The following is a 22,121-nucleotide window of genomic DNA, read 5'->3' on the forward strand; positions in this document are numbered from 1 at the left end:
TCAGCCCTTGGCCAGCACCGCCTTGACCGCGTCGCGGGTGCGGTCGAGGACCGACACGAGCGGCCCGGCCATCAGGTTGGTGGTCATCGAGCTGCCCACGCTGGGGTGCGGGTGGGTCGGCGCGATCGCCTCGGCCGCCAGCACCGCCTGCGCCATCAGCCGCAGCCGGTCCGCGGCGACGTCTCGGCGCAGCAGCGGGAACTCCTCGCGCTCCTCGGCCTCGGCGTGCGCGAGGACCGCCTTCTTGAGGCTCGCCAGCCGCTCGGTGAACCCCTCGTCGTCGACCGACATGCCGTCGAGGTCGGCGAGCATCCTCTTGGCCTCGGTCTCCTCCTCGAGGCGGACGTCGACCACCTCGTTGCCCCCCTCGCAGGTGCGGGCCCGCGGATGGGTGATCAGCTCCTCGGCCGTCTCGTGCACGGCGAGGAAGCGCCGCAGCTCCTCGAAGCGCTCCTGCTTGGTCTCCGAGCGGCGCGCGCGCCCGACCTCGGTGAAGAGCTCGCGGATGTGCTGGTGCTGACGCTCGAGCAGGGCGACGACGTCGTCGCTGGCTCCGGTCGTGCTGGTCGCGTTCGCGGTCATGGGGCTCCTTCGGTGGGAGGTCACGGACCCGGGCGAGGTACCCAGTCAGCCCCGGCGTACGCCGACCGCTCCGAGCTCGGGGACCGGCCACGACAGCGCCGCGTGCTCGGCCAGCAGCTCGTCGAAGGCGAGCGCGACCGGCTCCGGGAACTCGGCGATCCGACGCTGGCCGCGGTCGACGTTGCCCAGCAGGAACTCCAGCGTGCAGGAGACCTCGCGGGTGGAGTGGTTGACCAGCAGCGCGATCCCGTGCACCACCTTGTCGGTGCGCTCGACGAGGCGCAGGTGCGCGGAGAGCTGGTCGCCGACGTGGCACTCGCGGTGGTAGCGCAGGTGCTGCTCCATGGTGAACGGCCCCATCGCCCGGCCGTCGAAGTCGCCGAACCAGTCCACCCGCTCGAAGAGGCTGGCCACCGCGTCGGACTGCACGTCGAAGTAGTGGCGGATGTTCATGTGCCCGTTGCGGTCCTCGAACTCCGGCGGCACGCTCACCTTGAGCGCCACCGGCAGCTCGAGGACCTCGTCGTAGGACGGGAGCCCGGGCCCCATGCTCATGCGCCGGCTCCCCGCGTCGGGTCGTCCCCGATCCGGACCAGCTGCTTGCCGACGTTGCGTCCGGCCAGCAGGCCCCGGAACGCCTCGGGCACGGACTCCAGGCCGACGGCGACGTCCTCGAGGTAGCGCACCTTCCCCTCGCGCACCCAGCCGCTCATCTCGCGCTGGAAGTCGGTGTAGTGCGTCGGCACGAACTCGGTCTGGATGAAGCCGCGCACGGTCAGGCTCAGCGTCAGCACCTTGCTGAGGAAGCCGGGCAGCTTGTCGGGCCCCTCGGGCGCGGAGGTGGCGTTGTAGCCCGAGACCAGGCCGCACACCGGCATCCGCGCGTAGAGGTTGAGCCGGCGCAGCACCTGCTCGGTGACCGCGCCGCCGACGTTCTCGAAGTAGACGTCGATCCCGTCCGGGACGGCCGCCTTGAGCCGCTCGGCGAAGTCGGGCGCCTTGTAGTCGACGGCCGCGTCGAAGCCGTACTCCTCGAGGAGCAGCTCACACTTGCGCGGCCCCCCGGCGATGCCGACGGCGCGCGCGCCCTTGAGCTTCGCGATCTGACCGACCGCGGAGCCGACCGGCCCGGTGGCCGCCGCGGTGACCACCGTCTCGCCCTCCTGGGGGCGCCCGATCTCCAGCAGCCCGGCGTAGGCGGTGAAGCCGGGCATGCCGAGCACGCCCACGCCGGTCGAGATCGGCGCCTGCGCCGGGTCGAGCTTGCGGGTCCACTTCGCCGGGACCACCGCATGGGTCTGCCACCCGGCGTACGCCGTGACGAAGTCGCCCGGGGCGCGGTCGGGGGAGCGCGACTCGAGCACCTCGCACACCGCCTCGCCGACCATCACCTCACCGATCTGCACCGGCGCGGCGTAGGAGCGGGCGTCGCTCATCCGCCCGCGCATGTAGGGGTCCAGGGAGAGGTAGACGACCCGGACCAGCAGCTGGCCCTCCTCCAGGGCGGGCAGCTCGACCTCGGCGAACTCAAGGTCGCTGTCCTGGGGCTCGCCGACGGGCCGGGCAGCAAGCCGGATCTGGGTGGACAACATGTGCCGCTCCTTCGCGTGGGGGTGGGGGTCAGGCGGGCAGCGCGACGAGTCCGGACAGGTGGGCCCGGTGCGCGCCGGCGGTGCCGGCAGCGATCGAGTCTGCCTTCGCCCGCTTCAGGTAGAGGTGGGCAGGGTGCTCCCAGGTCATCCCGATGCCGCCGTGCAGCTGGATCATCTCCTCGGCCGCGCGGACCGCGACGTCGCTGCAGTAGGCCTGCGCGACGGCCGTGGCCACCGCGGTGTCCGGGTCGCCCTCGGCCAGGGTCGCCGCGGCGTAGCGCGCGGCGGCGCCGGCGGACTCGACGAGCACGTACAGGTCGGCGAGGCGGTGCTTGAGCGCCTGGAAGCCGCCGAGGACGCGGCCGAACTGACGGCGCTCCTTGAGGTAGGCGACGGTCGAGGCGAGGCACCACTGGGCCACGCCGAGCTGCTCGGAGGCCAGCAGCGCGGCCCCCGCGCCCAGCCCGCGCCGTACGGCGTCCTCGGCGCCGGGCCCGATCAGCGGCTCGCCGATCGCGACGCCGTCGAGGGTCACGTCGGCCAGCGGCCGGCTCATGTCCAGGGAGACCACCGCGGTGATCGTGGCCTGGGCCGCCTCGACGGCGACGAGCGCGAGCCCGTCGGCGCTCGCGACCGGGACCAGCAGCACGTCGGCGGTGAGCGCGCCGGCGACGCTGGTGACCGTGCCGCGGACGCGGCCGTCCTCGACGGCGAGACCGCTCAGCGGGTCGTGCGCGGCGGTGGGCAGCGGCACCAGCAGCGCCGCCGTCCGCTGTCCCGCCGCGAGCGCGGCGAGCAGGTCGCGCTGGGCCGGGGACCCCTCCCCCGCCAGCAGCACCGAGGTGGCCACCACGGCGCTCTCCCAGAACGGCACCGGCGCGACCGTGCGGCCCAGCTCCTCGAGGACCACCGCGGCCTCGCGGGCCGAGGCGCCGGCGCCCCCCAGCTCCTCGGGGACCAGCAGCGCGGCCAGCCCGAGCTCACCGGCGAGCGCCTTCCACAGCGGCCCGGTGAGCGAGGCGTCGCCGTCGTAGGCCGCCGTCACCGCCTCGGGCGAGCAGCGCGCGGCCAGCAACTGGCGCACCGAGGCGCGCAGGTCGTCCTCGACATCGGTGTAGAGCAGGGACAGCTCGGTTCGCGCGCTCATCGGGGGAGCTCCTTCCATGCCACGTCCTTGTCGACGCGGGCCTCGGCCGGCAGGCCCAGGACCCGCTCGGCGACGATGTTGCGCAGGATCTCCGAGGTGCCGCCCTCGATGGAGTTGCCCTTGGCGCGCAGGTAGCGGAAGCCCGCGTCGCGCGCGGTGAAGTCGGTGATCGTCGGGCGGACCATGGTCCACTCGGAGTAGCGCAGGCCGTCCTCGCCGCGCAGCTCCACCTCCAGGGCGCTGAGCTCCTGGGCGAGGCGGGCGAAGGTCAGCTTCATCGCCGAGCCCTCCGGTCCGGGCTGCCCGACGGCGAGCTTCTGGCCCAGCCGCCGGCCGGCGAGCCGGGCCACCTCGGACTCCACCCACAGCTGCATCAGCCGGGCGTGCAGCTCGGGGGTGCGCCGCTCGGGCAGCTCGCGCCACGCGTCGGCGACCTTGCCGAGCATCCCCGCCTCCCGCGGGGTCGCGCCGCCGCCGATCGCGACGCGCTCGTTGCTGAGCGTGGCGTTGGCGACCCGCCAGCCCTCGCCCACCGCGCCGAGGCGCTGGGAGTCGGGGATGCGCACGTCGGTGAGGAAGACCTCGTTGAACTCCGCCTCGCCGGTGATCTGGCGCAGCGGGCGGACCTCGACGCCCGGGTCGGACATGTCGCACAGGAAGTAGCTCAGCCCGGCGTGCTTGGGCACGTCCGGGTCGGTGCGCGCCAGCAGGATCGCGAACCGGGCGGTGTGGGCGCTGGAGGTCCACACCTTCTGGCCGTTGACCACCCACTCGTCACCGCTGCGTACGGCGCGGGTCGCCGCCGCGGCGAGGTCGGAGCCGGCCCCGGGCTCGCTGAAGAGCTGGCACCACACCTCCTCGCCGGTCCACAGCGGGCGCAGGAAGCGCTGCTTCTGCTCGTCGGTGCCGAAGGCCAGGATCGTCGGGGCGGCCATGCCCAGGCCGATGCCGATCCGGCGCGGGTCGTTGTCCGGGGCGCCCACCGCGGCGAGCAGCTCCTCGACGTACCCCTGGAAGGCCCGCGGCAGACCGAGCCCGCCGAGGCCCTCGGGGAAGCCGACCCAGGCCAGGCCGGCGTCGAAGCGGGCGCGCAGGTAGTCCAGCTTCTCCTGCGGGGTCCCGATCCCGGCCGGATCGCGCGCGGCGAGCAGCTCCTCGACGCGCCGGCGCAGGTCGGCGCGGACCTCGGCGTCGTTGCTCATCAGACCCCCCGTGCGGCCCGCTGGCGGCGCAGCTCGGCCTTGGCCAGCGCGCTCTTGTGGACCTCGTCGGGGCCGTCGGCGAAGCGCAGGGTGCGGTTGCCGGCGAAGGCCGCGGCGAGCGGGAAGTCCTGCGAGACCCCGCCACCGCCGTGCACCTGGATCGCCTTGTCGAGAATCCACTCCACGGTCTTGGGGGTGGCGATCTTGATCGCCTGGATCTCGGTGTGGGCGCCCTTGTTGCCGACGGTGTCCATCAGCCAGGCGGTCTTGAGCACCAGCAGCCGCAGCTGCTCCACGCGCACCCGCGACTCCGCGATCCAGTCCCGGACCACCCCCTGGTCGGCCAGCGGCTTGCCGAACGCGACCCGCTCGTCGGCGCGTGCGCACATCAGCTCGATGGCCCGCTCGGCGGAGCCGATGGCGCGCATGCAGTGGTGGATCCGGCCGGGGCCGAGGCGGGCCTGGGCGATCGCGAAGCCCGCGCCCTCCTCGCCGATCAGGTTCGAGACCGGGACCCGGACGTCCTCGAAGCGCACCTCGGCGTGCCCGCCGTGCTCGTGGTCGTCGTAGCCGAAGACGTCCAGCCCGCGCACCACGGTGACGCCGGGGGTGTCGCGGGGCACCAGGACCTGGCTCTGCTGGCGGTGCCGGTCCGCGCCGGGGTCGGTCTTGCCCATCACGATCATGATCTCGGCGTGCGGGTTCATCGCCCCGGTGGTCCACCACTTGCGACCGTTGATCACGTACTCGTCGCCGTCGCGCTCGATGCGCGTGGAGATGTTGGTGGCGTCGGAGGAGGCCACGTCGGGCTCGGTCATCGCGAAGGCGGAGCGGATCTGGGCGTCGAGCAGCGGCTTGAGCCAGCGCTCCTTCTGCTCGGGGGTGCCGAACATCGTCAGCACCTCCATGTTCCCGGTGTCGGGGGCGGCGCAGTTGAGCGCGGCCGGCGCGAGGTGCGGGCTGCGGCCGGTGATCTCGGCGAGCGGGGCGTACTGCAGGTTGGTCAACCCGCCCCCGTGCTCGCCGGGCAGGAACAGGTTCCACAGCCCACGTCGGCGTGCCTCGTCCTGCAGCTCGGCGAGGATCGCGACCTCCGACCAGGCCCAGCGGTTCTCCAGCGCCGCGAGCTGCTCGTGGAAGACCGGCTCGGCGGGGTGGACGTGGGTGTCCATGAAGTCGAGCAGATCGGCGCGCATCTGCTCGGTGTGGGCGTCGAAGGTGAAGTCCATCAGCTGTGCTCCTTCATCGATTCCAGGCCTGCGGCGACGATCGGCTCGACCAGCTCGCCGACCCCGTCGAAACCCTCGCCCACGGTCTGTCCATGGACGTAGCGGTAGTGGATGCCCTCGAGGATCACGGCGAGCTTGAACGACGCCAGCCCGAGGTAGAACCCGAGCGCCGAGAGGTCGCGGTCGCTGCCCTGGGCGTAGCGCTGAAGCATCTCCTCCTCACTGAGGAAGCCGGGGGCGGAGGCCGCGTCGGCGATGGCGTGGCCGCCGATGTCGCCCAGGCGCTTGTAGACGACCAGCAGACCGATGTCGGTGAGCGGGTCGCCGAGCGTGGCCATCTCCCAGTCGATCACCGCCGCCGGCCGGTCGCGCTCGTCGGTGAGGACGTTGTCGAGGCGGTAGTCGCCATGCACGACACCGGTCGGCGACTGGGTCGGCTGGTGAGCCGCCAGCCGCTCGTGCAGCTCCGCGATCCCGGCCAGCTCGCGGGTGTGGGAGGCGTCGAGCTGCTTCTTCCAGCGCCGCACCTGGCGCTCCAGGAACCCCTCGGGGCGACCGAAGTCGGCGAGCCCGACCTCGCCGGGATCGACCTCGTGCAGCACCGCCAGGGCGTCGACCATGCCTTGGGAGACGGCACGGGTGCGCTCGGGGCCGAGCGGCTCCAGCTCGGCGGCGGTGCGGTACGGCGTGCCGTGCACGCGCTGCATCACGTAGAACGGCGAGCCGATCACGCTGTCGTCGCGGCACAGCGCGAACGTCTCGGGCACCGGGACGTCGGTGTCGCGCAGCGCGGTCATCACCCGGTGCTCGCGGGCCATGTCGTGGGCGGTGGCGAGCACGTGGCCCAGCGGCGGGCGGCGCACCACCCACTCACCGATGCCGTCGCCGACGATGTAGGTCAGGTTGGACTTGCCGCCGGCGACCAGGCTGCCGCTCAGCGGTCCGCCGACGAGACCGGGCACCTCCTCGTCCAGCCAGCGCCGCAGCGCGTCCAGGTCCAGGCCGCGCAGTGGCTCGCTCATCGGCTCCCGCTCTGCTGCTCGTGGGGCTGCTGCTCGTGGGGCTGCTGCTCCAGCTGCTCGAGACCCTGCTGCAGCCGGTTCATCCCGCGCAGCCAGCGGTCGGTGTCGCCGGCCCGGTGGCGGTAGTAGTCGCCGACCTCGGGGTGCGGCAGCACCAGGAACCGGTCGTCGGCCAGCGCCTCGAAGGCCCGCTCGGCCACGTCGGCGGGCTCCAGCGCGGTGTCCGCGCTGAGCAGCTCCTGCAGCGGCCCCGACTCCTCGAGCATCCGGGTCCGCACCCCCTGGGGGCAGATCGCCTGCACCACGACGCCGCGGTGTCGGTAGGTGGCGGAGAGCCACTCGGCGAAGCCCACCGCGGCGTGCTTGGAGACCGAGTACGTCGGGGAGCCGAGCATGGTGAGCAGCCCGGCCGCCGAGGCGGTGACCACGAAGCGGCCCGCGCCGCGCTCGATCCAGCCGGGCACCAGCAGGCGAGCGGCCCGGACGTGGGCCATCACGTTCACCTCGAGCGAGGCGGCCCAGTCGTCCTCCGGCGCCTGGAGCCCTTTGCCGCGGTCGATCCCGGCGTTGGCGAACCAGACGTCGATCGCACCCAGGTGCTCGGTCGCGGCGCCGACCAGGGCCTCGACCCCCGCCTGGCTCGCGGCGTCGCCGGGCACGGCGTACCCGCCGAGCTCGTCGGCGACCGCCCGCGCGGCGTCGGCGTCGAGGTCGTTGACGACCACCCGGGCGCCGGCGGCTGCCATCCGGGCGGCGAGCGCCCGGCCGATGCCGTGACCGGCGCCGGTGACCACGACGCCGCTTCCGCTCAGCTCCTGGCCGCTCATCAGGCCCCGCCCGTCAGCGTGACGCCGCCGTCGAGGACCATCAGCTGGCCGGTCAGCCACCCGGCGTCGGCGGAGAGCAGGAACGCCACCGCCCCGGCGATGTCCTCGGGGACCCCGAGCCGCTTGAGCGGGTACGCCGCGGCGACCTCCTCCTCCCGGCCCTGGTAGAGAGCGGTGGCGAACCGGGTCTTGACCACCGCCGGCGCGACGGCGTTGACCCGCACGTTCGGGCCGAGCTCGACGGCGAGCTCCTCGGTGAGATGGATCAGCATCGCCTTGGACGCGCCGTAGAAGCCGATCCCCGGGGCCGGTCTGACGCCGGCCACCGAGGCGACGTTGACGATCGCCCCGCCGTTGGCCGCCATCCAGGCCCGGTGCACCTGCTGCACCCACGACAGCGCGGCCAGGCAGTTCACCTCGAAGATCTTGCGCGCGGCGTCGTGGTCGAGGTCCAGCAGAGCGCCGTAGACGGGGTTGATGCCGGTGTTGTTGACCAGCAGGTCGGCCGAGCCGAACGTCTCGATGGCCCGGGCCACGGTCTCGGCCTGGTGCTCGACGTCGTCGGCGCGCCCGGCGACCGCCAGCGCGTGCTCGGGTCCGCCCAGCACGGCCACCGCCTCGGCCAGCGCCTCGGGCTTGCGCGCGGTGATCACCACCTTGGCGCCCTCGGCGACGAGTCGCTCGGCGATGCCGAGGCCGATGCCCCGACTGGCACCGGTGATGATCGCGGTCCTGCCTTCGAACCTGCGCGCGGGGGTGCTGGGGGGCATCGACGTCCTCTCGAGACGGTTACTAAGCGCTTGCTTATTCGCTAGGCTCAGGGTGCCGCACCACCGAGTGCCCGTCAACCATCCCCGTCGCACCCCGAAGGGCCGCTCCCGATGACCGAGCCAGGCGCAGATCCGGCCCCCCGGCGGGCCGAGTCCACGCGCGCCCGACTGCTGGCGGCGGCCGTCGAGGCGTTCGCCGCGAAGGGATTCCACGCCACGACCACGCGCGACATCGCCGCGGCGGCGGGGATGAGCCCGGCCGCGCTCTACGTGCACCACAGCTCCAAGGAGGAGCTGCTCCACCTGATCTCGCGCCAGGGCCACGAGGCCACGCTGGCCCTGGTCCGCGAGGCGGTGGGCTCCTGCGAGGACCCCGTCGAGCAGCTGCAGCGGGTGGTGCGCTCGTTCGCCGTGCACCACGCGACGGGCCACACCGGTGCGCGGATCGTGAACTACGAGCTCGCGGCGCTCAGCCCCGAGCACCTCGCCGAGATCCGGGAGATCCGCCACCAGATCCAGGCGGAGATGCGCGCGCTGGTCGAGCGCGGGGTGCGCGCCGGGGTCTTCACGACCCCCTCGCCGCAGATGGCGGCGGTGGCCCTGCTCTCGCTGGGCATCGACATCGCGCGCTGGTACCGCGACGACGGGTCATGGTCGCCGCAGGACGTGGCCGACTTCTACGCCGACCTGGCGCTGCGCATCGTCGGCGTCAGCCGCTGAACCTGCGCCGGCAGACGCAGGGCACGGGCGGGGACGTCGTCGCCCTCCGCACTGCCCTCCGACGGCGTGCCTGCCGCACCGTCGTGCTCGACAGACTCCGGCTGCTGCCCGGTCGCCCGGCCGCGCTCGATCAGCGCGCGCAGACGTCGCGGGTCATCTCGGGGACCGCCGGGGATCATCCTGCATCCCCGACGGTCCTCGACCCTGTCGGCCCCCCGGCCTTGATGCGTAGACGCATCGGTCCCTCCATATGCGTTTATCTCGCGCTCTCGGGCCCCCACGACCCATAGCCCCCACGGCTGCGCGATGGACTGACTGTAGCCAAGACTTTGCCCAGCAGAAGTTAAATAACACCCCCGTCCAGTCCGCGCCTTCGCAACAAATACCGAGCTGGTCCCGGCGGGCGGCAGGGCGGTCCCCGACGGCATGGTTCGGCCCCCCGGCGGGCACCTGCCTGGCACACCCGAGCCGGAGGAGGGGGACGTGGCGACACCCGGGAGCCCGTCACTGGAGTTCGTCGGTACGGCGACCACGGTGCTGCGGCTGGGCCCGTTCACACTGCTGACCGACCCCAACTTCCTGCACCGCGGTCAGCGCGCCTACCTGGGCAAGGGGCTCTTCTCGAAGCGGGTGAGCGAGCCGTCGCTGCAGCCCGACGCGCTGCCCCACCTGGACGGCGTCGTCCTGTCCCACCTGCACGGGGACCACTTCGACCGCATCGCCCGCGAGCGGCTCGACCGCGACCTGCCGATCTGGACCACGCCGAAGGCCTCCGGGCGGCTGCGCGACTGGGGCTTCGTCTCCGCCGAGGCGATGGGCACCTGGGAGTCCACCACGCTGACCGCGGGGCAGGCCCGGCTCACGCTCACCGCCGTGCCCGGACAGCACGCGCCGGGCCCGCTGGACCGGATCTTCCCGCCGGTGATGGGGACGGTGCTCGAGCTCGAGGAGCGCGGGCGGACGTTCCGGCTCTACCTCAGCGGCGACACCCTGTACCGGCCGTGGCTGCGCGAGATCGTGGACCGCGCCGGGCCCCTGGACGCCGCCGTGGTGCACCTGGGCGGCACCCGGGCCCTCGGCGTGCTGGTGACCATGGACGGCGAGCAGGGCGCCGACCTGGTCCAGCTGCTCGCGCCCACGGTCACCGTGCCGGTCCACTTCGACGACTACACGGTCTTCCGCTCCCCGCTGGCCGACTTCCTGCGCGCCTGCACCGCGCGCGGCGTACCGTCCCAGGTCCGGCCGGTGGAGCGCGGACAGAGAATCTCGCTGACCTGACCCCCGGGTCGCGGGAGGCGGGCGCTGACCGGCTCAGCCGGCGATCAGCTGGGAGCGTCCCTGCTCGGCGAACTCGGCGCGCAGGGCCTCCACGCGCTCCCGGTCCAGGCGCACGTAGCCGTCCCGGGTCCGCTCGTAGACCGGCTCGTCGCCCTCCCAGAGCATCCGGCGCAGCCGGGGCTTGTCGACCTTGCGGGTCGCGGTGACCGGCAGGTCCTGGGTGATCCGGACCAGCTTGGGCGCCCACTTGGTGCCCAGGTCGGGCTGCTCGGCCAGGAAGGCCGCGAACCCGGCGGGGTCGAAGTCCTCGGCGGGCATCTGCAGGGTGGCCATCACCTGGTCGCCGGTGTGCGGGTCGGGCACCGGGTAGACCGCGGCGACCGCCACCCCCGGGTAGCGGCTCACGATGCGCTCGATCGGCGCGGCGGCGAAGTTCTCGGAGTCGACGCGCAGCCAGTCCGCCGTACGTCCGGCGAACCAGAAGAACCCGCGCTCGTCCTTGTAGGCCAGGTCGCCGGTGTAGAAGTCGCCGTCGCGAAGCTTCTCCGCGCTCGCCTGGGGGTTGTTGTAGTAGCCCTCGAACTTGGCGGCCGCGCCACGGGAGACGATCTCGCCGATCGCCTCCTCGGGGTTGACCATCACGCCGTTGTCGTCGAAGCGGGCCGGCGGGCAGATCTCGCCGGCGCCGTTGACGATCTCGGGGAAGTGCCCCTGCTGGGGAAGGCCGAGCGCCCCGTCGGGGGTCTCCGGGGTGGCGATGATGTAGCAGGTGCCCTCCGAGGAGCCGTAGGACTCGAACAGGTCGCAGCCGAAGCGGCGCTTGAACTCCGAGCGGTCGCGCGAGGAGGCCTCGGTGCCGAAGCCGAACCGGAGCCGGTTCTCGGACTCGCCGGGCACCTCGGGCTGGGCGAGCACGTAGGCCAGCGAGCGGCCGACGTAGTTGAAGAACGTCGCGCCGAAGCGCTGGAGGTCGGGCAGGAAGCCGGAGGCGGAGAACTTGCGGCGCATCGCGTACGCCGCGCCGGAGTTGAGGCAGGGGCCGAACGCGCCCATCAGCGCGTTGCCGTGGAACAGCGGCATCGCGTTGTAGGCGACGTCGTCGGGGCCGAACTCGATCGGGTTGACCTGGCAGATGAAGGCCCACCGGCCGGTGGAGCAGATCACCGCCTTCGGGGCGCCGGTGGAGCCGGAGGTGAACAGCAGCAGCAGCGTGGTGCGCGGGTCGAGACCCTGCGGGGTCGCCGCGACCGGGGCGTCGCCGTGCGCGGCGAGCAGGGCGGCGTACTCCTCGCCGTCGGCGGCGATCACCTGCTCGGCGCCGTGCTCGAGGCCCGCGATCAGGTCGCCGTACGCCGGGTCGGTGATGATCACCTGACAGTCCGTGGCGCGGATGTCGGCAGCCAGCTCCGCACCGCGGCGGGTCGGGTTGATGCCCACCAGCGTCGCGCCGCTGAGCGCGGCGCCGGCGATCAGGAACAGGTACTCGGGGGTGTTGTCGAGCAGCACCCCGACGTGCCAGGGGCCCTCGGCGGGACGCAGCTCCTGCAGGACCGCCGACCGGACGGCGCCCTCGGCGACGAACTCGCGCCACGTCCACCGCTGGTCCTCGAAGAGCAGGGCGGTGTTGTCGTCCTCGGCACGGTTGAGCAGGAGCTCGGCGATCGTGGCGTAGGGAACGGCGGGCGAGGGCGTGGTCATCGGGGCGGTCTTCTCCTCAGTCGCGAGCTTCTCTCACCCCGCAGGATCGCCGGTCCACGCGCTCGCGCGCGTGAGGTGTCTCACCCAGCGGGGCCTGGGGCGCCTGCGGGCGGGGCTCGGCGATCCGGGGTGCGCACCCGAGAGCCCCTACCATCGGGCGGTGCCCCCGCAAGACGTGCCTGCCTCGCCCGACTCCAGCCACCCCGAGCTGGACCGCCTCGACCCCGACGAGCTGGCCACGGCCGTGAAGGTGCTCGGCCAGCTGCACCGGCTGCCCGACGACCACCCGGACGTGACGACGGTCAAGCACGCCGCCTCGCACATGTACAAGGCGCTCAAGCGCACCCGGCGCGAGCGCAAGCGGGCCGCCGAGGCCGCCGCGGACCGCGCCGTCATCGAGGCCACCGCGACCGGCTCGCCGATGCGCATCGACGACGAGACCAAGGGCATCCCGCTGGTCTCCGGCACGACCGGCGCCTTCGCCGGCGAGCTGCTCAAGCCGCGTGGGTGCTACATCTGCAAGAGCGACTACACGCTGGTCGACGGCTTCTACCACTGGCTGTGCCCCTCCTGCGCGGCGATGTCGCACACCAAGCGCGACCAGCGCACCGACCTCACCGGGCGCCGTGCCCTGCTGACCGGTGGCCGCGCCAAGATCGGGATGTACATCGCGCTGCGGCTGCTGCGCGACGGGGCGCACCTGACCCTGACCACGCGCTTCCCCAAGGACGCCGTACGCCGCTTCTCCGAGCTCGAGGACAGCGCCGAGTGGCTGCACCGGCTCAAGATCGTCGGCATCGACCTGCGCGACCCCACCCAGGTGATCGCGCTGGCCGACGACGTCGCCGCCGCGGGACCGCTGGACATCCTGATCAACAACGCCGCCCAGACCGTGCGCCGCTCGCCGGGCGCCTACAGCCAGCTGGTGGAGATGGAGTCGGCGCCGCTGCCGACCGACCGGACGCTGCCCGAGATGGTCAGCTTCGACCGGATCAGCGAGGCGCACCCGGCCGCGATCGCCGGCACCCTGGCCCAGCACGCCGTCGCCCACCAGGCGCTCGAGGTCGCCGCCGACCAGGTCGGCGGGGTCGAGGCGGGAGGGGCCGAGGTGGTCGAGGCCGCCCAGGAGCTGACCCGCTCCGCGGCCGCGATGACCGCGCTGGCGCTCACCGCGGGCAACGCCAGCCTGGAGGCGCACCTGGCCGGTACGGCGGTCGACGCCGGTGGCCTGCTGCCGGACCTGCAGTCGGTGAACTCCTGGACCAAGGTCGTCGACGAGGTCGACCCGCTGGAGCTGCTCGAGGTCCAGCTGTGCAACTCGACCGCGCCGTTCCTGCTGATCTCCCGGCTGCGCGCGTCGATGCGGGCCGCGGTCCAGCAGGGCGCGCGTCGCGCCTACGTCGTGAACGTCTCGGCGATGGAGGGCCAGTTCTCGCGGCGCTACAAGGGCCCCGGTCACCCGCACACCAACATGGCCAAGGCCGCGCTCAACATGCTCACCCGGACCAGCGCCGGGGAGATGTTCGAGACCGACCGGATCCTGATGACCGCCGTCGACACCGGCTGGATCACCGACGAGCGGCCGCACCAGGACAAGCTGCGGATCGCCGCCGAGGGCTGGCACGCCCCCCTGGACCTGGTCGACGGCGCCGCCCGCGTCTACGACCCGATCGTGCGCGGGGAGGCCGGCGAGGACCTGCTCGGCTGCTTCCTGAAGGACTTCGAGCCCAGCCCCTGGTGAGCCACCCGGGCCCCTCTCCGACGGCTGTCCGCGGGGAGGGGACAATGGTGGAGTGGCCAACCAGACCGGACCGAGCAGCGCCGTACGGATGACCCCCGAAGGGCTTCTGGTAGCCGGAGCGGCCGGCCGTTTCTATGCCATCAGCGCCGCCGGGCTCGCCGCCGGACTCGCCGGCGCGGTGACCGGTGGCCTGGCGCTGCGGCGCGGCGAGCTCGTCGGCATCACCTCCCCGTGGCTCCCGGCGATCGTCACCCTGGTCTCCCTGCTGCTGGTCGGCGTGGTCGTCGGTCGCCTGATCCGGCTGCCCCGCGGACCGCACCTCCTGCTCACCCCGACCACGCTCGTCTACCGCGGCGGCTTCGCCCGCGGCGACCTGGCCTGGGACGACATCAGCGCCGTCCAGCTGGTCCCCGGCGGCCTCCCCCAGCTGCAGGTCCGCACCGCCGACACCGAGATCGACATCCCCCAACTGGAGATGCAGCTCCCGCTGGAGGTGCTCGCCAAGCGGCTCGCGCACTACGCCCAGAAGCCGTCGGCGCGCCAGGAGCTGGCCGGCGGCGCGGTCCCCGCGCGCTGGCGCTGACACCGCCGTACCCCCCGGCGCACGACGCCGTACTCTCCGGCGCACGACGCCGTACGCCGACGCCGAAAGGCCGCGAAAAGGCCGCCGTTTGGTCCCCAACGGACGAGAATCGGCCCACCCACCTGCCGTTTCTGACCAATCGGCACCGACCTCACGCCCCACGCCCGCCCAACGGCCAGATTCCAGCGCCCCAAGGCCACCGTTTGGTCCCCAACGGATCAGAAACGGCCCACCCACCCGCCGTCTCTGACCAATCGGCACCCCACCAGCCGTACGGCCGCCCCTCAGCCCGGCCGGCGCTTCTGCGGGTACGGCGTCTCGTGGCGGGCGAGCGCCTCGACGTACCGCGCGATCCGGCGCGACCGGGTCTCCGCGCGCTTGGCACCGGTGACGCCCCCGAGGATCGCGGCGCGGTTGGTCTTCGTCAGCGCGCCGAACATCTCCAGCGCGGCCGGTACCGCCGCCAGCGCCGCGGCGAGGTCGTCGGGGACCACCGGATGCTCGTCGAGCGCAGCCTCCCAGCGGCCGTCGGCCCGGGCGGCGCTCACCGCCTCCCGCCCCGCCGGGGTCATCCGGCCCTCGCGCTCGAGCCGCTCCACCCGCGCGACGTTGCTGGCCGACCAGACGCTGCCGCGCCGGCGCCGGGTCATCCGCTGCAGTCGCGACCCTGCGTCGCGGCGGCGGGCCTGCCCGTCGATCCAGCCGAAGCACAGCGCCTCCTGGACCGCCGCCTCGTAGGTGAGCGCGGTGACCTCGCCGCCGCTCTTGTGCAGCACCAGCCAGACCCCCGGGGACTCGGCATGGTGCTGGACCAGCCAGGAACGCCACGCGGCGGCGTCCGGCACCAGCAGTTCGGGGAACTCGGCGGCCACAGATCACTTCCCACGGAGGAGTACGGGCTCCCATCACAGCAGATCCGCACGACCACGTCACCGCACGACCACGTCACCGCCGAATGCCGCACCTCCTCACGCGTCACGGCTGGACGGTTGGCCCCTGGCGGATCCGGTAGCGCACGAACGCCGGTACGGCGAGCGCGGCGAGCACCGTGCCGACCACGACCAGCACGCCCCCACCGGCGGCAGCGGTCGCCGTACCCACCATCGCCGCGGCCCCGCCGTGGGCCACGTCGGCGAGCCGGGGCCCGCCGGCCACGACGACGATGAAAACGCCCTGCAGCCGGCCGCGCACCTCGTCGGCGGCTGCACTCTGCAACATGCTGGTGCGGAACGCGGCGGAGACCATGTCGGCGCCACCGCCGATGGCGAGCATCACCACCGCGACCACCAGCATCGGCCCAGCGGCGCCGTCGACCCCGCCCGCGATCCCGGTCGCCACGCCGAAGCCGACGATGGCGACGCCCCAGACCAGGATCGCGACGATCACCGCGAGTCCCTGGCGCTGCACCCGGGAGACCCAGCCGGAGAAGATGCCGCCGAGCACGGCCCCGGCCGGGATCGCGGCGAACAGCAGCGCGAACGCCAAACCGCCGCCCTCGGGGCCGCCGAAGCTGTCGTGCGCGATCTCGGGGAACAGCGCGCGCGGCATCCCGAACAGCATCGCGATGATGTCGACGACGAACGACATCATCAGCACCGGGTGCCCGCGCAGGTACAGCAGGCCGTCGAGCACCGAGCGGATCCCGGGCGTCCCGGCGACGCCCTCCACGGTGAGCCTCGGCAGCCGGACCACGGCGCTCAGCGTCGCGAAGAGCGTGACGGTGTCGATCAGGTAGAGCCACGAGAACCCGACGATCGGGATCAGCACACCGCCCACCAGCGGCCCCGCGATCGCCCCGGCCTGGAAGACCGTCATGTTCAGGGAGTTGGCCGCCGGCAGCAGGTCGGCGGGCAGCAGCTTGGGCAGTACGGCGCTGCGGGTGGGCTGGTTGACCGCGAAGAACGCCTGCTGGACCGAGAAGAGCCCGAGCAGGAACCAGACATTCGTGGAGCCGGCCGCAGCCTGGGCCCAGAACAGCGCGCTGGTCGCGATCAGGCCACCGGTCGTGACGATCAGCAGCGTGCGCCGGTCCATGGCGTCGGCCAGCGCCCCGCCCCACAGCCCGAACACGACGAGCGGCACCAGGCCGAAGACGCCGGTCAGCCCGACGTACGCCGAGGAGCCGGTCTCGGCATAGATCTGGGCCGGTACCGCGACGACGGTGAGCTGAGCCCCGATGACCGTGATGATGTTGGCCAGCCAGAGCCGGCGGAAGTGGTCGTTGCGCAGCGGCCGGGTGTCGGCGACGAGACCCGAGAGACGCACCGCCACCCTCCTTGTCCGGTCGGCCTCGACCTGAGTCAGCCCGGGTCAGCCCCGGGTCGGCATCGCCCTGGTCGCCACCGGGGAGGCGACCGGGCGGGGCGACGTTACTACCTCGCCCCGCCCGCGCTGCGTGATTCGTCCGAGGATTCCTCGCTGGATCGCACGGGTCAGCCCGCGGAGCCCTCCGGCGGCATCGGACGCTCACCCTTGGAGCCCTCCGGCGGCTCCGGACGCTCACCCTTGGAGCCCTCCGGCGGCTCGGGACGCTCACCCTCGGCCCCCTCCGGCGGCATCGGACGCTCACCCTCGGCCCCCTCCGGCGGCTCCGGACGCTCACCGTCGGAGCCCTCCGGCCGGGTGCCACCCGAGCCACCCGGTCCGCCTCGGCCGCCGGCGCCCTCACCGGCGGTCACGGTGGCGACCTCCTCGCCGCCGACCTGCACGGCGTACTCCTCGCCGTCCACGATCGCGTCGTCGCTGACGACCAGCGCCGCGGCCTCCTTGGCGAGGGTGTGGCTGGCGACCTGCTCGCCGTCCGCGTCGACGATGCTGACCTCCGCGCCGGCCGCGAGCGGGGTGTCGAGGCGCACGGAGACGAAGCCCTGCTCCGACTCCTCCACCGGCGCCACGGGCATGCCCGCACTGCCGGCCGCCACCAGCGTCCCGCCGTCGACGGTGAGTGTCCCGTCCACGTCGAGCGCGCCCTCCATCTCCACGGTGGGCCCGTCCACCAGCACGGTGCCCCCGGTCATCGTCCACGAGCCGTTGACGTCGATGCCGTCGCCGTCGGCGTTCACGCGGACGTCACCGCCGGTGATCGAGAGCCAGCGGTTCTCGGTGTCGCCGGAGACGTTGATGCCGTCGTCGCTGGCGCGGACGTCGACGGTGCCGCCGGCCAGGGTCATCTGCGCGGCCTCCAGCCCCTCCACGGAGGTGGTCACGGTGAGCGACCCGTCGCTGACGGTGAGGTCCTCCTCGGCGTGCACGGCGTCGTCGCCGGCCGCGAGCTGGGCCGTCCCGCCGGTCACCGAGACCACGCTGTCGCTGTGCAGAGCGTCCTCGGCGGCGTTCAGGGTCAGCGCACCACCCGAGACCACGGTGAGGACACCGGCCTTGATCGCCTTCGCCGAGGCGTCCTCGGCGACCTCGGCGCCGCTGCCCTGGCCGGCGGTGACCTGGAGGGTGCCCCCGGTGACGATGCTGTCGGTGGTCGCGGCGACGCCGTCGCCCCGCGCGTCGACGACGACGTTGCCGCCGGTGAGCGCGACGTAGCCGGCGTCCGGGTCCTCGTCGTTGTCCGACACGAGCCCGTCGCCGCCCGCGGTCACGGCGAGGGTGCCGTCCTCGACGCGCAGGTAGTCCTTGCCGCGGACCCCGTCGGCGGCGGCCTGCACGGTGATCTGGGCGCCGTCCACGACCAGGCCGTCCGTGCTGACGATCGCGTCGGTGGCCATGCCCTCGACGCTGAGCGAGCCCGCACCGGTGAGGGTCAGGTCGGCCCTCGAGAAGAGCGTGGCGGTGGGCGCGTCGCTCTGCTCGTCGTCGGCTGCGGAGGCGGTGGAGTCGCTGAGGTGGTTCTGGGTCCCTTCGGCGAGTACGACGACCGCCTCCTCGGCCTCCTCGACCACGAGCGGGGAGGTGGAGGTGGAGGTCAGGTCCACGCCGTCGAGGACCAGCACGACCTCCCCCTCGTCCGGGCTGTCGACGACCACCTGGCCGTCGCTCAGCGTCCCGCTGAGGCGGTACGTCCCCGCCGCCGAGATCGTGACCACGTCGCCGTCGACCTGGACGCCCGCGGCGGCGTCGGCCACGGAGCTCGCCCCGTCGGCCAGGGTGACGGCGACGGCGCCGCTCTCGTCGATCTCCGAGTCGTCCGCCGCGTGACTCTCGGCGTTGGCCTCGAGCGCCTCCTCACCGGTCGTGCCCGCGCCGGCGACCCGGCCGGCGCCGACGCCGCCACCGGCGTCGGGGTCGCGGCCCGTGTCGTCGTCGCCGCCGCAGCCGGCCAGCGCGGCCAGCGCAGCCGTGGCGGCGAGGGTGGAGGCCAGGGTGCGTCTGAACATGGGTGCTTCCTTCCGTGGATCAGGGGGTCGCCCGAGGCTGCGGCGCCGCTACGTCCCGGTCGCCGACGTTGACGCAGCGGAAGGCGACCACCAGGTCGGCGGCGACCATGGGCAGCTGGGCCATCGAGCCTCCGGTGAGCGGGTGCTGCCCCCATTACCGGCGACCGCGCTGGGGCGACGCTTTGCTGGGCCTGTGCGTCACCTGTGAGGCCGGTCGCGGCGCGAGAAGTCGTGCGGCGCGCCTCTTGCTAACTTGAATAAAGACCCTTTACGCTAGTAAGCGTGAACCTCACTGAGCGCGAGCGCGAGATCGTCGGCCTGCTGCGTCGTCAGCCGACGATCGACTCGGAGTCCATCGCGCAGGCGCTGGGCACCACCCGCACGGCCGTCAACGTCCACCTGTCCAACCTGGGCAAGAAGGGCGTGATCCTGGGGCGCGGCTACGTGCTCAGCGAGCAGCCCGGCGTGGTCGTCATCGGCGGCGCCAACGTCGACATCAAGGCGCGCAGCACGGTGACCGCGGCCCTGGGCACCTCCAACCCGGGGACCGGCTCGATGGCTCCCGGCGGTGTGGGCCGCAACATCGCCGAGAACCTGGCGCGCCTGGGCACCCGCACCCACCTGGTGGCCGCGATCGGCAGCGACGCCCTCGGCGACTCCCTGCTCAGCTCGACCTCGGCCGCCGGCGTCCACGTCGAGCACGTACGGCGCTGGCCCGGCGCCACCGGCACCTACACCGCCGTCCTCGACGCCGACGGCGAGCTGCTCGTCGCGGTCGCCGACATGGCCGCCACCGACCAGCTCAGCGTCGAGCAGGTCAACGCCGCCCGGGACCTGCTCGCCGCCGCCGGCCTCGTCGTACTGGACGGCAACCTGTCGCGTCCCACCCTGACCCACGCGCTCGACCTGGCCACCGCCGCCGGATGCCGGGTCGTCCTGGACCCGGTGAGCGCGCCGAAGGCACGCCTCGTCGCGCCGCTCCTGGGTCCCGACCGGCCCCTCTACGCCGCCACCCCCAACCGCGACGAGCTCGCGGCGCTCACCGGCCTGGCCACCGTCACCGACGACGACCTGCTGCGTGCGGCCCGGGCCCTGCACGAGCGTGGGGTCGAGATCGCCTGGGTCCGTCTGGGTGAGCGCGGCTCGCTGCTGAGCCGGGCCGACGGCCACGAGTTCCTCGACGCCGTGCCCGCCGAGCGGGTCGAGGACGTCACCGGCGCCGGCGACTCCGGCCTCGCCGCCTTCTGCCACGCCCTGCTCGAGGGCGACGACCCCACCCACGCGGCGCGCTTCGGCCACGCCGCGTCCGCGCTGACCATCGCCAGCAGCGACACCGTCCGTCCCGACCTCACCGCCCGCCTGGTGTCCCAGTGCCTGGCGAGCGCCCCCGAGTCCCCTACCTCCGCACCCCACACCTCCGTCACCACCCAGCCCAGGAGCCCCCGATGACCATCCCCACCCCCCACCCCGCGCTCACCCTCACCGCCGAGGTCGAGCAGGCCCTGCGCGACCGGGCCCCGGTGGTGGCGCTCGAGAGCACGATCATCAGCCACGGCATGCCCTACCCGCAGAACGTCGAGATGGCGCTCGAGGTGGAGCAGATCATCCGCGACCTCGGCGCCGTGCCCGCGACCATCGCGGTGCTCAACGGCCAGGCCCGCATCGGCCTGGACGCCGAGAGCCTCGAGCTGCTGGCCTCCGACGAGCACGTGCTCAAGGTGAGCGTGCGCGACCTCGGCTACGTGATGGCCCGTGGCCTGCACGGCGCCACCACCGTCGCCTCGACGATGCGGCTCGCGTCGCTGGCCGGGATCCGCACCTTCGTCACCGGCGGGCTCGGCGGAGTGCACCGCGGGGCGGCGCACTCCTTCGACATCAGCGCCGACGTCACCGAGCTCGGCCAGACCGACGTCGCGGTGATCTCCGCCGGCGTGAAGTCGATCCTCGACATCGGGCTCACCCTGGAGAAGCTGGAGACGCTGGGCGTCCCGGTCCTGGTCAACGGCACCGACGAGTTCCCGTCGTTCTACTCGCGTCGCAGCCCGTTCGCCGCGCCGCTGCGTGTCGACGGCGCCGCCGAGATCGCCGCGGTGATGGACGCCAAGTGGAGCCTCGGCCTGAACGGCGCCGTCGTGGTCGCCAACCCGATCCCCGAGGCCGACGAGATCCCGGCCGACGAGATCGGCGAGATCATCGAGCAGGCCCTGGCCGACATGGACTCCCTCGGCATCCGCGGCAAGGACGCCACGCCGTACCTTCTGGGCCGGATCGTGGAGATCACCGGCGGCGCCAGCCTGACCGCCAACATCGCACTGGTGCGCAGCAACGCCCGCCTCGGCGCCGAGGTGGCCCAGGAGTTCGCGAAGATCGGGGCCTGAGGCCCGCGCCCGGTGCCTCGGGGCACCGGGCACCACGCGCGACCCTTGTCGGGGCCAGCGCGGCGGAGCAGACTCGAAGGTGACGGTGCAGAGACGACTCCGCCTTCGGTAGACCCGCACAAGGACGTCATGAACCACTCGATCAGGGCCCGACAGCGCGACCGATACCTCCAGGCGCGTCAGCGGATGTGGGCGCTGGGCGACTTCCCCAGCGTGGCGACCCAGTTCCTCCCCGAGCTCGGCGAGGCGTTGGTGCGCTACTGCGACGTCCGCACCGGGCTGCGGGTGCTCAACATCGGCGCGGGCGCCGGTACCGCCACCATCCCCGCGGCTCGTCTCGGTGCCGAGGTGACGGCCTCCGACCAGACGCCGGAGATGCTCGACGCGGCGCGCGTGTTCGCTGAGCGGGCCGGCCTGCGGGTGCGCTTCAAGGCCGCGGACGCCGAGGCGCTGCCCTTCGACGACGGCGCGTTCGACGTGGTGCTGTCCTGCCTTGGCGTCACCTTCGTCGCCGATCACCAGGCGGCGGCCGACGAGATGGTCCGGGTCTGCCGGCCCGGCGGGGTGCTGGGCGTCGTCAGCTGGACCCCCGAGGGGTTCTTCGGCCAGGTGATCGACGCGCTGCGCCAGAGCGTCAACACGCCGCAGACGGGCCGGTTCTCGCCGACTCTGTGGGGGACCGCCGAGCACGTGCGCGCGCTCTTCGGCGACGGGATCGACCAGCTCGAGACCGAGCCGCGCTCCCTGCGCACCTCCCGGTTCGAGGCCGGTGAGGAGTTCCGCGACTACTTCAAGACGCACGTGGGGCCGGCGATGTCCACCTACGAGACCATCGCCCACGACCCGGCCAAGGTCGCCGAGCTCGACGAGCGCCTGGCGGAGCTGGCCCTGCTCTTCGGCGCCGGAACCCCCCACGGCATGGAGTGGGAGTACCGCCTCCTGCGCGCCCGCCGCGCCTAACCCGCGCCGAGTCGGCGCGAACTCACAGCCCTCAAGGGCCGAGTCGGCGTGAACTCGCAGCCCT

20 protein-coding genes are annotated in these 22,121 nt (G+C 73.2%); 7 read left to right on the forward strand and 13 right to left on the reverse strand.

The genetic code is table 11. The features are described from left to right. Genes AC6EH9_RS01620 through AC6EH9_RS01660 form a run of 9 tightly spaced genes read right to left on the reverse strand, consistent with a single transcriptional unit; the run spans window position 1 to window position 8,371 of the window. Entirely contained in the window at window positions 1-582 is a 582-nt protein-coding gene (locus AC6EH9_RS01620; RefSeq protein ID WP_498419906.1) for a hemerythrin domain-containing protein, read from the reverse strand. A gap of 45 nt (window positions 583-627) precedes the next feature. Continuing rightward, entirely contained in the window at window positions 628-1,137 is a 510-nt protein-coding gene (locus AC6EH9_RS01625; protein ID WP_498419907.1) for a thioesterase family protein, read from the reverse strand. Beyond that, window positions 1,134-2,174 (reverse strand): NADPH-dependent curcumin/dihydrocurcumin reductase, encoded by a 1,041-nt coding sequence (gene curA, locus AC6EH9_RS01630; protein ID WP_498419909.1) that lies wholly within the window; start codon window positions 2,172-2,174, stop codon window positions 1,134-1,136. The genes AC6EH9_RS01625 and curA overlap by 4 nt, the downstream gene beginning before the upstream one ends. A 28-nt stretch (window positions 2,175-2,202) precedes the next feature. Further along, window positions 2,203-3,321 carry an acyl-CoA dehydrogenase family protein gene (locus tag AC6EH9_RS01635; protein WP_498419911.1) on the reverse strand — a complete coding sequence of 373 codons (1,119 nt, stop codon included), beginning with the start codon at window positions 3,319-3,321 and terminating at the stop codon, window positions 2,203-2,205. Next, the gene (locus AC6EH9_RS01640; protein WP_498419913.1) at window positions 3,318-4,523 is read right to left on the reverse strand and encodes an acyl-CoA dehydrogenase family protein; all 1,206 of its coding nucleotides are present in this window, start codon (window positions 4,521-4,523) and stop codon (window positions 3,318-3,320) included. The genes AC6EH9_RS01635 and AC6EH9_RS01640 overlap by 4 nt, the downstream gene beginning before the upstream one ends. After that, on the reverse strand, window positions 4,523-5,752 hold the full coding sequence (locus AC6EH9_RS01645; RefSeq protein WP_498419915.1) for an acyl-CoA dehydrogenase family protein: 1,230 nt from the start codon (window positions 5,750-5,752) through the stop codon (window positions 4,523-4,525). Before AC6EH9_RS01645 ends, AC6EH9_RS01640 begins: the two co-directional genes overlap by 1 nt. Further along, window positions 5,752-6,774, reverse strand: coding sequence for a phosphotransferase family protein (locus AC6EH9_RS01650; protein WP_498419917.1), 1,023 nt, complete (start codon window positions 6,772-6,774; stop codon window positions 5,752-5,754). The genes AC6EH9_RS01645 and AC6EH9_RS01650 overlap by 1 nt, the downstream gene beginning before the upstream one ends. Then, on the reverse strand, window positions 6,771-7,601 hold the full coding sequence (locus AC6EH9_RS01655; protein ID WP_498419919.1) for an SDR family oxidoreductase: 831 nt from the start codon (window positions 7,599-7,601) through the stop codon (window positions 6,771-6,773). Before AC6EH9_RS01655 ends, AC6EH9_RS01650 begins: the two co-directional genes overlap by 4 nt. Then, on the reverse strand, window positions 7,601-8,371 hold the full coding sequence (locus tag AC6EH9_RS01660) for an SDR family oxidoreductase (protein ID WP_498419921.1): 771 nt from the start codon (window positions 8,369-8,371) through the stop codon (window positions 7,601-7,603). Before AC6EH9_RS01660 ends, AC6EH9_RS01655 begins: the two co-directional genes overlap by 1 nt. Window positions 8,372-8,482: 111 nt before the next feature. Here AC6EH9_RS01660 and AC6EH9_RS01665 point away from each other — a divergent pair, with 111 nt between their 5' ends. Together AC6EH9_RS01665 and AC6EH9_RS01670 are read left to right on the forward strand one after the other, a co-directional pair. After that, a complete protein-coding gene (locus AC6EH9_RS01665; protein ID WP_498419923.1) occupies window positions 8,483-9,091 on the forward strand; it encodes a TetR-type transcription factor C-terminal domain-containing protein in 609 nt (202 codons plus the stop codon). Window positions 9,092-9,574: 483 nt separating this feature from the next. Next, complete coding sequence (locus AC6EH9_RS01670; RefSeq protein ID WP_498419924.1) at window positions 9,575-10,369, forward strand: MBL fold metallo-hydrolase; 795 nt, start codon at window positions 9,575-9,577, stop codon at window positions 10,367-10,369. A 33-nt stretch (window positions 10,370-10,402) separates the two neighbouring features. Here the strand turns inward: AC6EH9_RS01670 and AC6EH9_RS01675 are convergent, their stop codons facing one another. Next, a complete protein-coding gene (locus tag AC6EH9_RS01675) occupies window positions 10,403-12,067 on the reverse strand; it encodes an AMP-binding protein (RefSeq protein ID WP_498419926.1) in 1,665 nt (554 codons plus the stop codon). A gap of 160 nt (window positions 12,068-12,227) precedes the next feature. Between AC6EH9_RS01675 and AC6EH9_RS01680 the strand changes: the two genes are divergently transcribed. Beyond that, window positions 12,228-13,808 carry an SDR family NAD(P)-dependent oxidoreductase gene (locus AC6EH9_RS01680; protein WP_498419928.1) on the forward strand — a complete coding sequence of 527 codons (1,581 nt, stop codon included), beginning with the start codon at window positions 12,228-12,230 and terminating at the stop codon, window positions 13,806-13,808. A gap of 52 nt (window positions 13,809-13,860) precedes the next feature. Then, entirely contained in the window at window positions 13,861-14,391 is a 531-nt protein-coding gene (locus tag AC6EH9_RS01685; protein ID WP_498419930.1) for a hypothetical protein, read from the forward strand. 284 nt (window positions 14,392-14,675) lie between these two features. On the opposite strand, the gene AC6EH9_RS01690 is transcribed toward AC6EH9_RS01685, so the two are convergent. The 3 genes from AC6EH9_RS01690 to AC6EH9_RS01700 form a co-directional block, all read right to left on the reverse strand. Continuing rightward, the gene (locus AC6EH9_RS01690) at window positions 14,676-15,263 is read right to left on the reverse strand and encodes a YdeI/OmpD-associated family protein (RefSeq protein ID WP_498419931.1); all 588 of its coding nucleotides are present in this window, start codon (window positions 15,261-15,263) and stop codon (window positions 14,676-14,678) included. A 103-nt stretch (window positions 15,264-15,366) separates the two neighbouring features. Next, the gene (locus tag AC6EH9_RS01695) at window positions 15,367-16,656 is read right to left on the reverse strand and encodes an MFS transporter (protein WP_498419933.1); all 1,290 of its coding nucleotides are present in this window, start codon (window positions 16,654-16,656) and stop codon (window positions 15,367-15,369) included. A 167-nt stretch (window positions 16,657-16,823) separates the two neighbouring features. Continuing rightward, on the reverse strand, window positions 16,824-18,719 hold the full coding sequence (locus tag AC6EH9_RS01700; protein WP_498419935.1) for a carbohydrate-binding domain-containing protein: 1,896 nt from the start codon (window positions 18,717-18,719) through the stop codon (window positions 16,824-16,826). A gap of 282 nt (window positions 18,720-19,001) precedes the next feature. On the opposite strand from AC6EH9_RS01700, the gene AC6EH9_RS01705 reads away from it, so the two are divergent. From AC6EH9_RS01705 to AC6EH9_RS01715, 3 genes are all read left to right on the forward strand, one after another. Then, window positions 19,002-20,168: a carbohydrate kinase gene (locus tag AC6EH9_RS01705; protein ID WP_498419937.1), complete on the forward strand. Its 1,167-nt coding sequence runs from the start codon at window positions 19,002-19,004 to the stop codon at window positions 20,166-20,168. Further along, a complete protein-coding gene (locus tag AC6EH9_RS01710) occupies window positions 20,165-21,097 on the forward strand; it encodes a pseudouridine-5'-phosphate glycosidase (RefSeq protein WP_498419939.1) in 933 nt (310 codons plus the stop codon). The genes AC6EH9_RS01705 and AC6EH9_RS01710 overlap by 4 nt, the downstream gene beginning before the upstream one ends. Before the next feature lie 129 nt (window positions 21,098-21,226). Next, complete coding sequence (locus tag AC6EH9_RS01715; protein ID WP_498419941.1) at window positions 21,227-22,057, forward strand: class I SAM-dependent methyltransferase; 831 nt, start codon at window positions 21,227-21,229, stop codon at window positions 22,055-22,057. Window positions 22,058-22,121: the final 64 nt, after the last annotated feature.

The organism is Nocardioides sp. Z21_20 (assembly GCF_059766585.1).

Coding starts and splice junctions, on each gene's coding strand:
- AC6EH9_RS01640 (WP_498419913.1), bottom strand. CDS start 4,523: ATGAGCAACGACGCCGAGGTCCGCGCCGACCTGCGCCGGCGCGTCGAG.
- AC6EH9_RS01660 (WP_498419921.1), bottom strand. CDS start 8,371: ATGCCCCCCAGCACCCCCGCGCGCAGGTTCGAAGGCAGGACCGCGATC.
- AC6EH9_RS01650 (WP_498419917.1), bottom strand. CDS start 6,774: ATGAGCGAGCCACTGCGCGGCCTGGACCTGGACGCGCTGCGGCGCTGG.
- curA (WP_498419909.1), bottom strand. CDS start 2,174: ATGTTGTCCACCCAGATCCGGCTTGCTGCCCGGCCCGTCGGCGAGCCC.
- AC6EH9_RS01700 (WP_498419935.1), bottom strand. CDS start 18,719: ATGTTCAGACGCACCCTGGCCTCCACCCTCGCCGCCACGGCTGCGCTG.
- AC6EH9_RS01715 (WP_498419941.1), top strand. CDS start 21,227: ATGAACCACTCGATCAGGGCCCGACAGCGCGACCGATACCTCCAGGCG.
- AC6EH9_RS01625 (WP_498419907.1), bottom strand. CDS start 1,137: ATGAGCATGGGGCCCGGGCTCCCGTCCTACGACGAGGTCCTCGAGCTG.
- AC6EH9_RS01655 (WP_498419919.1), bottom strand. CDS start 7,601: ATGAGCGGCCAGGAGCTGAGCGGAAGCGGCGTCGTGGTCACCGGCGCC.
- AC6EH9_RS01665 (WP_498419923.1), top strand. CDS start 8,483: ATGACCGAGCCAGGCGCAGATCCGGCCCCCCGGCGGGCCGAGTCCACG.
- AC6EH9_RS01675 (WP_498419926.1), bottom strand. CDS start 12,067: ATGACCACGCCCTCGCCCGCCGTTCCCTACGCCACGATCGCCGAGCTC.
- AC6EH9_RS01710 (WP_498419939.1), top strand. CDS start 20,165: ATGACCATCCCCACCCCCCACCCCGCGCTCACCCTCACCGCCGAGGTC.
- AC6EH9_RS01645 (WP_498419915.1), bottom strand. CDS start 5,752: ATGGACTTCACCTTCGACGCCCACACCGAGCAGATGCGCGCCGATCTG.
- AC6EH9_RS01635 (WP_498419911.1), bottom strand. CDS start 3,321: ATGAGCGCGCGAACCGAGCTGTCCCTGCTCTACACCGATGTCGAGGAC.
- AC6EH9_RS01620 (WP_498419906.1), bottom strand. CDS start 582: ATGACCGCGAACGCGACCAGCACGACCGGAGCCAGCGACGACGTCGTC.